Source organism: Crenothrix polyspora (assembly GCF_900163755.1).
Classification (GTDB): domain Bacteria; phylum Pseudomonadota; class Gammaproteobacteria; order Methylococcales; family Methylomonadaceae; genus Crenothrix; species Crenothrix polyspora.
Genome location: NZ_FUKI01000080.1, coordinates 1 through 8,551 on the forward strand (window position 1 = coordinate 1; position 8,551 = coordinate 8,551).

The window sequence follows — 8,551 nt, forward strand, 5'->3', positions numbered from 1 at the left end:
CTGTCGCGTCAGTGTTTGGATCAACGCATTCCAGACCAAGATACGTTAAAAAAGGAAATTGCAGCATGGCAAGAAAAAAGAAACGCCCTTGCTCAACCTATGGAATGGCGGTTTACTAATGAGTATGCTCGGATAAAATTGAAAAAGCTTTATCCGACACTTAAAGAGTGACTAAGTACTAGTTTCTAGTGGAAATATAGCTAATAAGGAGCTTAAAGACATATTTTCCAAGTATTTGCCTCAGATTGTTTTGGCCTTAACTACTTTCGATTATCTTGAACTTACTCGGACATCTTTAATTGAGCATGGTTAGCAAAAATTGAATATTCTAGGTGTTGAATGATTACTTTTCTAATGCTCTAAAAATATGGCTTTTACCAATCAACTCAAATCGCTGTCTGCTGTATTAAAGCACTATAAAATCCATTACGCTGAAGCAGATTTTGTAATAATTAAAACAGCTATAATGCAAGAAGCTGTCCAGCAAGACATTGTTTTTACATTAAAAGAAGTGGCTTATAATGTTTCCGAAGCGGCTATTTGTGAAAATCTTATCTATCCGCTGCTAAAAGCAGCTTGGAAATTGTATGCCGATATTTTTTCAATTTGGAGTCATCAATCATTAGAATACGATGATAATTTAACAGGAATTCCTGATTATTTAATCTCAAAACGCTCTGAATTAGGAAAAATTATTTTCGACTTTCCTTTGTTGGCGGTGGTTGAAGCTAAAAAGGACAATTTTTCGCAAGGTTGGGCACAATGCAGCTTAGAAATGGTGGCCATTCAAAAAATCAATAACACTGAGCATCTCGCAGTTTATGGCTTGGTGTCTAATGGTGAAGTTTGGGAAATTGCTAAATTAGAGCAACAGCGATTTACTTTTTACACTAAACGTTTTGTCATTGAGGATCTGGACGTTTTATTTAATGTATTAGTGTCGATTTTGGAGTTGTGTAAACTGCAACTCGCCGCATTTGATTTAAGTACACACAAATAATTCTCAAAACTGTCGTATTTAACACGGCAGCTTAAATTGACCCGTATTAAAATATGCAAGCCAGTTTGTTTTAAGAGATCACATCCGCCAAGCATCTAAGCTTATAAAGCCTTACAGCCAACCCATTAAAATAAATCGTGAAAAATACTGAGAATACGCTTATGAACAGAGATGTTAAAGGTCATCAAGAATGATTGCAGAACTAGGGCATTTTTCACTGAGCCTTGCCTTGTGCATGGCTATTATCTTGAGTTTTTTACCGCTCATTGGGGCATCACGCTCTATATCAGGCTGGATTGCCGTGGCACGGCCGGCAGCGTTTGCTCAGCTGTTGTTTATGGCAGTGTCTTACGGCTGTTTAACCTATTGCTTTTTAACCCACGATTTTTCGGTTAAATACGTCGCCAGCAATTCCAATACCGCGTTACCAACCTTGTATTTAGTATCCGGTGTATGGGGCGCACACGAGGGTTCTTTGTTGTTGTGGGCGTTAGTACTCACCATCTGGACGGCCTTAGTGGCGCGTTTTAGCCGTAGTATTCCTGACATTACCGTAGCCAGAGTGTTGGGTGTGATGGGCTTGATTTCTATTGGCTTCATCCTGTTTTTATTACTGACCTCCAATCCCTTCGAACGCTTATTTCCTGCGCCACAAGAAGGCCGCGATTTAAATCCCTTGTTGCAAGATCCAGGTTTAGCCATTCATCCGCCTATGCTGTATATGGGTTACGTGGGTTTTTCGGTGGCATTTTCGTTTGCCATTGCGGCTTTATTAGAAGGTCGCGTGGATGCAGCATGGGCACGGTGGTCCAGACCTTGGACAAATATTGCCTGGATGTTTTTGACGCTGGGTATTGCCTTGGGCAGTTGGTGGGCGTATTACGAACTGGGTTGGGGCGGCTGGTGGTTTTGGGATCCGGTCGAAAATGCCTCGTTTATGCCGTGGTTAGTCGGTACAGCGCTGATCCATTCGTTAGCGGCCACCGAAAAGCGCGGCGTGTTTAAAACCTGGACGTTATTACTGGCTATCTTTGCCTTCTCGTTAAGCTTATTGGGCACATTCTTGGTGCGTTCTGGCGTATTGACCTCGGTACACGCCTTTGCCAGCGATCCGGCCAGAGGTTTATTTATCCTGATTTTCTTAGCCATCGTCGTGGGTGGTTCGTTAACCTTGTACGCCATTAAAGCACCTGCGGTTAAAAGCAGCGCCGGTTTTGAGATGGTGTCCAGAGAATCCGTGGTGTTATTGAATAACGTGTTTTTGGTAGTGACAGCGGCCAGCATTTTGCTTGGCACTTTATACCCGTTAGTGATTGATGCCTTGGGTATGGGTAAAATTTCCGTTGGCCCGCCGTATTTTAACGCCGTGTTTATCCCATTAATGGCACCGCTGGGTGCAGCTGTGGGTTTAGGCATGTTGTTGCGCTGGAAGCGTGATGACATCGGTGCGCTGGCGACTCGCGTGCGCTGGTTGTTGCTCGGTTGTGTGGTGTTTGGTTTGGCAGTGCCATTGTTGATGCCGTTTTATGCTATCGGTGCAGTGATTGGCATGGTGTTAGCCTCGTGGGTAGTGGTGACAACCGGCTTATCGTTTATGGATAGAGTAGGATCGAAAGGCTTGAGCGTTGAACGTTTAAAAACCATTCCCGCCGGCTTTTACGGTATGACAGTCGCGCATTTAGGTATAGCCGTGTTTATTACCGGCATTACCTTTACCTGCACATACAGCATTGAAAAAGACATTCGCATGGCACCGGATGATACGGTTGATATGTCTGGCTATCTCTTTAAATTCCACAACGTGCAGCAACACGACGGGCCTAATTACGTAGCGCAACAAGCGACAGTAACCGTCAGCCATGACGGCAAAGACATTGCCACCTTAAAGCCGTCAAAGCGCGTGTACCGTGTGCAAACCATGCCGATGACTGAAGCTGCGATTGATGCAAGCCTGTTCAGAGATTTGTTTGTGGCTATTGGTGAACCGTTAGATGACAAAGGCGCGTGGAGTATGCGCATTTACTATAAATCCTTTATACGCTGGATATGGCTGGGTGCCATCTTTATGGCGATGGGTGGTTTGTGGGCTGCGTGCGATAGACGCTATCGCGTGACCCCTAAAAAATCAGGGAACAATAATGCTTAAATATCTTATTCCATTAGCCATTTTTACAGTGCTGGCGGTGTTTTTGGGGCTGGGTTTAAAGCTTAAACCCAGCGAAATTCCCTCACCTCTTATTGGTAAACCTGTGCCGGTGTTTTCTGCGCCCAAACTTGATAATCCCACACAAAATTTAAGCGCTGCGGATTTAAAAGGTCAGGTGTGGCTACTTAATGTCTGGGCTTCCTGGTGTGTGTCATGCCGTGAAGAACATGAAGTGCTAACCCAGTTTGCCCAGCAAAAAGCCGTTACCATTATTGGTTTAAATTACAAAGATGACCCCGCCGCCGCCAAAAATTGGTTACAAAGCTTGGGCAATCCTTACGATATCAGTATTATGGATCAAGATGGCCGTATTGGTATTGATTGGGGCGTGTATGGCGTACCCGAAACGTTTGTGGTTGATAAACAAGGTATTGTGCGTTATAAACACACAGGGCCTGTTAATGCAGAGCAGATTCAAACCATTTTTTTGCCGTGGATTGCTAAATTAAAGGCGGAGGCGTAATGCTGAAATTACTTTTGTTGGCCGTATTACTGGTGCTGTCGCCGCTTGCGGCTGCAGTAGACGCGCACCAAATGGCCACGCCAGAACTGCAAAACACGTATGAAAGCATAAATGCAGAACTACGTTGTTTGGTGTGCCAAAATCAAACGATTGCTGATTCAAATGCCGAATTGGCGCGTGATTTACGCAGGCAAGTAGGGGAAATGCTGACGCAAGGCAAATCCAAGCAAGATATTATTAACTTTATGACCCAGCGCTATGGCGATTTTGTGTTGTATAAACCGCCATTTAAAGGCAAAACCACGTTATTGTGGTTAGCGCCAGGCTTGTTTTTGTTGTCGGGCGTGGTGACGGTGTTTTTTGTGGTGCGCAGAAGAAAAACAGCAGCGACCAGGGTAAGTATTAATACGGAACAACAGAAGAAAGTCAGCCGTCTTCTGGATGAAGGAGATGGCGTGTGAGTGTGTTTTTAGTGCTGGTGGCTGTGCTGTTACTTGCAGCGTATTTAATTATTTTGCCGCCGCTGTGGCGTACACAAACCATAGAAGATGCGGCTTTTGATGAGCGCAACACCTTGATTGCGCGGCATCGTTTATCAGAACTTAAAGAGCAGTTGCAATCCGGTGGCTTGTCGCAGTCTTTGTATGACGAGCAACTCGCCGAGCTTAAACAAGCCTTGGGTGACGATTTGGAGATAACGTCCTCTGCACAAACACCGCAAACACACGGTCGTTGGATGGTGTATGTGCTGGCATTGGCTATCCCTTTAGTATCAGGGCTATTGTATGTAAAGCTGGGTGTGCCACAAGCGATAGACCGTGTTGAAGAAGTTGCGGTAGTCGGTTCCGGTGCGCCGGATTCTGAAGCCATTAATAAAATGGTGGAAGGTTTGGCGGCTAAAATGAAGGCCAATCCGAATGATGGCGAAGGCTGGTTAATGCTGGGGCGGTCTTATAAAGTGTTGCAGCAATACCCTAAAGCGGTGGATGCGTTTGCTAACGCGCATCGTTTATTGGGTGATAAACCTGACGTGATGTTGATGTATGCCGATGCGTTGGCGTTTGCTAATAACGAAACCATTGATGGTAAAGCGGCTGAATTGGTATTTAAAGCTTTGGAGATGGAGCCAGATAATTTAAATGGCTTATGGTTGGGCGGTATGTCTAAAGCGCAAGCTAACGATTTTATGGGCGCAATGCTGCTGTGGAAAAAACTGGAAAACTTATTGCCAGCAGGATCTGATGCACAGAAAGAAACTCAGGCGTTGTTGGCTAAAGTGGCCAGTCAACTTCCAAAAGAGGCCATTTTGTCACTAGCCGCCAACAGTCAACAAGCAGATAGCCCACAAGTTGCTACTGATGTTAGTGTTAAAGTAGAAGTGAGCCTGGATGCAGCTTTAAAGCAGGCAGCCGCGCCGACAGATACGGTTTTTGTTTACGCACAGGCCTTGTCTGGGCCAAAAATGCCGCTAGCCATTGTGCGTAAGCAGGTGTCAGATTTGCCGTTATCGGTTACCTTAGATGACAGTACGGCGATGATGCCCAAGATGAAGCTGTCTAACTTTAAAGAGGTTAAGTTAATGGCGCGGATTTCTAAATCCGGTAATGCCATGCCGCAAACAGGGGATTTAATCGGCACTGTTGGGCAAGTAACGGTAACCGATAAAAACCTGAAGAAGATTGTAATAAACGACAAAATAAAGTGAGTTGTTATGGATACAGGTAGACTGATTGAATTAGAAATAAAAGCAGCCTATCAGGAAGATTTACTGCAATCTTTAAATAAAACCGTGGGTGATCAGCAGCAGCAGATAGATCGTTTGGGCGCAACGTGTCGGGTATTGAGTGAGCGTCTTAAAAGTCTTGCCAGTCAAAATAATGCTGATGAATCTCTTGACCAAACTCCACCGCATTATTAAGTGCTGTAGGGTTTATCAAGATTCATTGCACCCTTTCAACAATTAGCTACACTTTCACCGATGCACCTTATTAGGTGTGTTAGCCAGTATTTATAAAAACCATACCATTTTTGCATACCTTATTTGCAGTCACTGCAAGTAAGGTATGCTTTTATTTGCGTAAAAATAAAAATTACTTTGTAAATCATATTGATATGAAACGGTGTGATTCTTGCTTGTATTTAAAATGATCATTTTTTGCTCAAAACCAAACCAGGGGAATGTTTTTGTTTTTGAGTCTACACTTACCTTAATGAGGTTATTATGAGTGTTCATCTCTCAGTATTTCGATTGTTATTGTTTTTCAGCGTATTGTTTGCATTTACTACGGTATCTGCGCTAACCGTAAGTCCTACTTCGGTTCAACTTGTCGTGGGTAACACGGCTAATCTGACGGTGTCCAGCGCATCGGGTGCTGTAACCGCTGCATCTAACAACGCAACCCTAGCCAGCGTGAGCTATGCCAATGGCATTGCAATTGTCAATGCTATTAAAGCAGGTTCTGTTGTTATTACGGTGAAAGACAAAAAAACGTCTAAGAGGGTTGTCGTTACCGTGAAAGCACCTCCTTTAGCGGTTTCGCCAGCTTCCGTTACGGTAGCTGTTGGTAGTACAGCCCGTATTACTGTGTCTAATGTTGTGGGTACGGTGTCAGTGGTATCATCGAAGACTGCTGTCGCCACCGCAAGCTATGCGAGCGGCAGCGTTACTGTCAGGGGTGTCAAAATTGGCGCTGCAACTCTTACACTGAGAAATAGCAAGACAACACTGACGATTCCGGTTTCAGTCACAGCCAACACGCCGCCACCTGCTGCTGGAAACTACACGTTACTGGCCTGGAATGATTTGGGTATGCACTGTATGGACGGCTTGGATTTTTCTGTGTTCGCTATTTTACCGCCGTATAACACCCTGCACGCGCAATTGAAGGATAAGGCCGGTGCATTGGTAAGCAGTAATGTAAAATTAACTTATGAAGCAGTGGCTGACAGTACAGGTTCTATTAACACTAGCAGCTATCAAAAAACTAATTTCTGGGATGAAGTGGGGCTTTTAGTTGGTCTTAATCCTGCTAAAGATATTGGGCTTAATTTAGACGGTCTTGCTACTGGCAACCCTGCGCCAGGTAATGAAACACCTTCTTTAGTGCCAGCACCCATGACGTATAACGCGGGGTATCGTTGGTATGAGGCCGAAGGCCTGCCTATTACACCGTTTGATGATGCCGGAAAAAAGAATTTCTACCCCACGGTAAAAGTGGTTGCAAAAGATATGCTGGGTAATGTTTTAGCGACAACCACAACCGTATTGCCAGTGAGTGATGAAATGACCTGTAAGGGCTGTCATGCGTCCACGACTTCGATCAATCCGGCGCAAATTGCTGCTAAACCCGCCGCTGGTTGGGTGAATGATACCAATCTGGAGAAAGACTGGAAGAGAAACATCTTGCGGTTGCACGATGAACAAGAATTATCCACCCCGCTGTTCCAGTCAGCATTGATTAAAATGAATTACAAAACTACCGGCTTATTGGCGACTGCCGATTCTGGTCAGCCAGTATTGTGCGTGGGTTGTCATGCCAGCAACGCTTATTTTGATAAACAAAATAAAAAAACAGTGATGGGGGGTATAACAGGCATTCCTGCCTTTACACAAGCCCTGCACATCAAACACGCCACGGTAAAAGACCCTGCTACGCAGTTAATATTGGACAGTATTGGTGATCGTTCAGCGTGTTATCTGTGCCATCCTGGCAAGACAACACAATGTTTGCGCGGGGCAATGGGTAAAGCGATTGATAGCAAAGGCGATTCATTAATGAGCTGCCAAAGTTGTCACGGTAACATGGCGGCTGTAGGTAATGCAGCACGTCAAGGTTGGTACAATGAGCCGACGTGTGAGTCTTGCCATAACAGTGCCGCGCCTAACAAACGTGCGTTATCTGGTGTTAATGCCAGCGGTATTGCAACTGTGCCAACGGATCACACTTTTGCAACCAACGCTAATACACCGGCGGCGGGGTTAAATTTATACCGGTTCAGTACCGGACACGGTGGTTTGCAGTGCGAAGCGTGTCACGGTGCAACTCATGCGGAATACCCAAGCAGTCATGTTGATGACAATACCCAGAGTGTCGCGGTTCAAGGGCATACAGGACCTGTTGCAGAGTGTACAGCGTGTCATAAAACAGTGCCAACGACCGTTGATGGTGGGCCTCATGGTATGCACACTACCGGTGATGCGTGGGTTAAATCACATGAAAAAGCCAATAAAAAGGGCACGACGACGACACCGAGTTGCGCGTATTGTCACGGCACAACCAGTGCAGGTACACCGCTAAGTGCGATTAAGATAGCAAAAACCATTAATGCCGGAGAATTTGGCAGCAAAAATTGGCCAGCAGGTTATCAGGTAAGCTGTTTCAGTTGTCATAATGGCCCAAACCCAGATTGATCAGGTGCAGTGACGTAAGGTATGAAAGCAGTGCGGTAAGCAGATGATTAAACCACCTCGGCTGGGGTGGTTTAGTTCCAGAATGTCGTAAGCCAGTTAAGGAACGTGTATGAAATAACTTGAATAAGTTCATGCTTCGACAGGCTCAGCACGAACGGTGGAACAGTGGCTGTAAATGTCCTAAGTTGAAAACGCTGTAGCTTGATGCCATTAGCTCAAGCTACCCATGTTCAATACTGTAGATAATATCTATTAAAAATCAACTAAGCTTATGACTATTTCATCAAGCTGGGTTGCGTTATGTCTGAAAATACAAGTACTCATTTAATTGCTTACATCTGTGAGGTACGAGGCGATGGCATGGATGCCAGAATCACTGAGCAATACACCACCGAGTTGCCCTTACTTAACCTAGTACTCAGTCACTCTTTAAATGTCGAATAACAGCCCCCATAAACAAGTTTCACGTAA

The 8,551-nt window shown here is 44.9% G+C and carries 8 protein-coding genes; all 8 read left to right on the forward strand.

Annotated features, from left to right (window positions below; genetic code table 11):
• Nucleotides 1–367 precede the first annotated feature (367 nt).
• The gene (locus CRENPOLYSF2_RS04710; RefSeq protein WP_087142799.1) at nt 368–1,000 is read left to right on the forward strand and encodes a hypothetical protein; all 633 of its coding nucleotides are present in this window, start codon (nt 368–370) and stop codon (nt 998–1,000) included.
• Between the two features lie 190 nt (nt 1,001–1,190).
• On the forward strand, nt 1,191–3,146 hold the full coding sequence (locus CRENPOLYSF2_RS04715) for a heme lyase CcmF/NrfE family subunit (RefSeq protein WP_087142800.1): 1,956 nt from the start codon (nt 1,191–1,193) through the stop codon (nt 3,144–3,146).
• Nucleotides 3,139–3,669 carry a DsbE family thiol:disulfide interchange protein gene (locus CRENPOLYSF2_RS04720; RefSeq protein WP_087142801.1) on the forward strand — a complete coding sequence of 177 codons (531 nt, stop codon included), beginning with the start codon at nt 3,139–3,141 and terminating at the stop codon, nt 3,667–3,669. Before CRENPOLYSF2_RS04715 ends, CRENPOLYSF2_RS04720 begins: the two co-directional genes overlap by 8 nt.
• Nucleotides 3,669–4,130 carry a cytochrome c-type biogenesis protein gene (locus CRENPOLYSF2_RS04725; protein WP_336469717.1) on the forward strand — a complete coding sequence of 154 codons (462 nt, stop codon included), beginning with the start codon at nt 3,669–3,671 and terminating at the stop codon, nt 4,128–4,130. Before CRENPOLYSF2_RS04720 ends, CRENPOLYSF2_RS04725 begins: the two co-directional genes overlap by 1 nt.
• Nucleotides 4,127–5,374: a c-type cytochrome biogenesis protein CcmI gene (gene ccmI, locus CRENPOLYSF2_RS04730; protein WP_087142802.1), complete on the forward strand. Its 1,248-nt coding sequence runs from the start codon at nt 4,127–4,129 to the stop codon at nt 5,372–5,374. The genes CRENPOLYSF2_RS04725 and ccmI overlap by 4 nt, the downstream gene beginning before the upstream one ends.
• Before the next feature lie 6 nt (nt 5,375–5,380).
• On the forward strand, nt 5,381–5,587 hold the full coding sequence (locus CRENPOLYSF2_RS04735; RefSeq protein ID WP_087142803.1) for a SlyX family protein: 207 nt from the start codon (nt 5,381–5,383) through the stop codon (nt 5,585–5,587).
• Between the two features lie 303 nt (nt 5,588–5,890).
• Nucleotides 5,891–8,080 carry a multiheme c-type cytochrome gene (locus CRENPOLYSF2_RS04740; protein WP_087142804.1) on the forward strand — a complete coding sequence of 730 codons (2,190 nt, stop codon included), beginning with the start codon at nt 5,891–5,893 and terminating at the stop codon, nt 8,078–8,080.
• 300 nt (nt 8,081–8,380) lie between these two features.
• A complete protein-coding gene (locus CRENPOLYSF2_RS18765; protein ID WP_176371037.1) occupies nt 8,381–8,524 on the forward strand; it encodes a hypothetical protein in 144 nt (47 codons plus the stop codon).
• Nucleotides 8,525–8,551 lie beyond the last annotated feature (27 nt).

Bases quoted from the DNA above. Each gene is read 5' to 3' on its own strand.
- CRENPOLYSF2_RS04710 (WP_087142799.1), top strand. From the start codon at position 368: ATGGCTTTTACCAATCAACTCAAATCGCTGTCTGCTGTATTAAAGCAC.
- CRENPOLYSF2_RS04715 (WP_087142800.1), top strand. From the start codon at position 1,191: ATGATTGCAGAACTAGGGCATTTTTCACTGAGCCTTGCCTTGTGCATG.
- CRENPOLYSF2_RS04720 (WP_087142801.1), top strand. From the start codon at position 3,139: ATGCTTAAATATCTTATTCCATTAGCCATTTTTACAGTGCTGGCGGTG.
- CRENPOLYSF2_RS04725 (WP_336469717.1), top strand. From the start codon at position 3,669: ATGCTGAAATTACTTTTGTTGGCCGTATTACTGGTGCTGTCGCCGCTT.
- CRENPOLYSF2_RS04735 (WP_087142803.1), top strand. From the start codon at position 5,381: ATGGATACAGGTAGACTGATTGAATTAGAAATAAAAGCAGCCTATCAG.
- CRENPOLYSF2_RS04740 (WP_087142804.1), top strand. From the start codon at position 5,891: ATGAGTGTTCATCTCTCAGTATTTCGATTGTTATTGTTTTTCAGCGTA.
- CRENPOLYSF2_RS18765 (WP_176371037.1), top strand. From the start codon at position 8,381: ATGTCTGAAAATACAAGTACTCATTTAATTGCTTACATCTGTGAGGTA.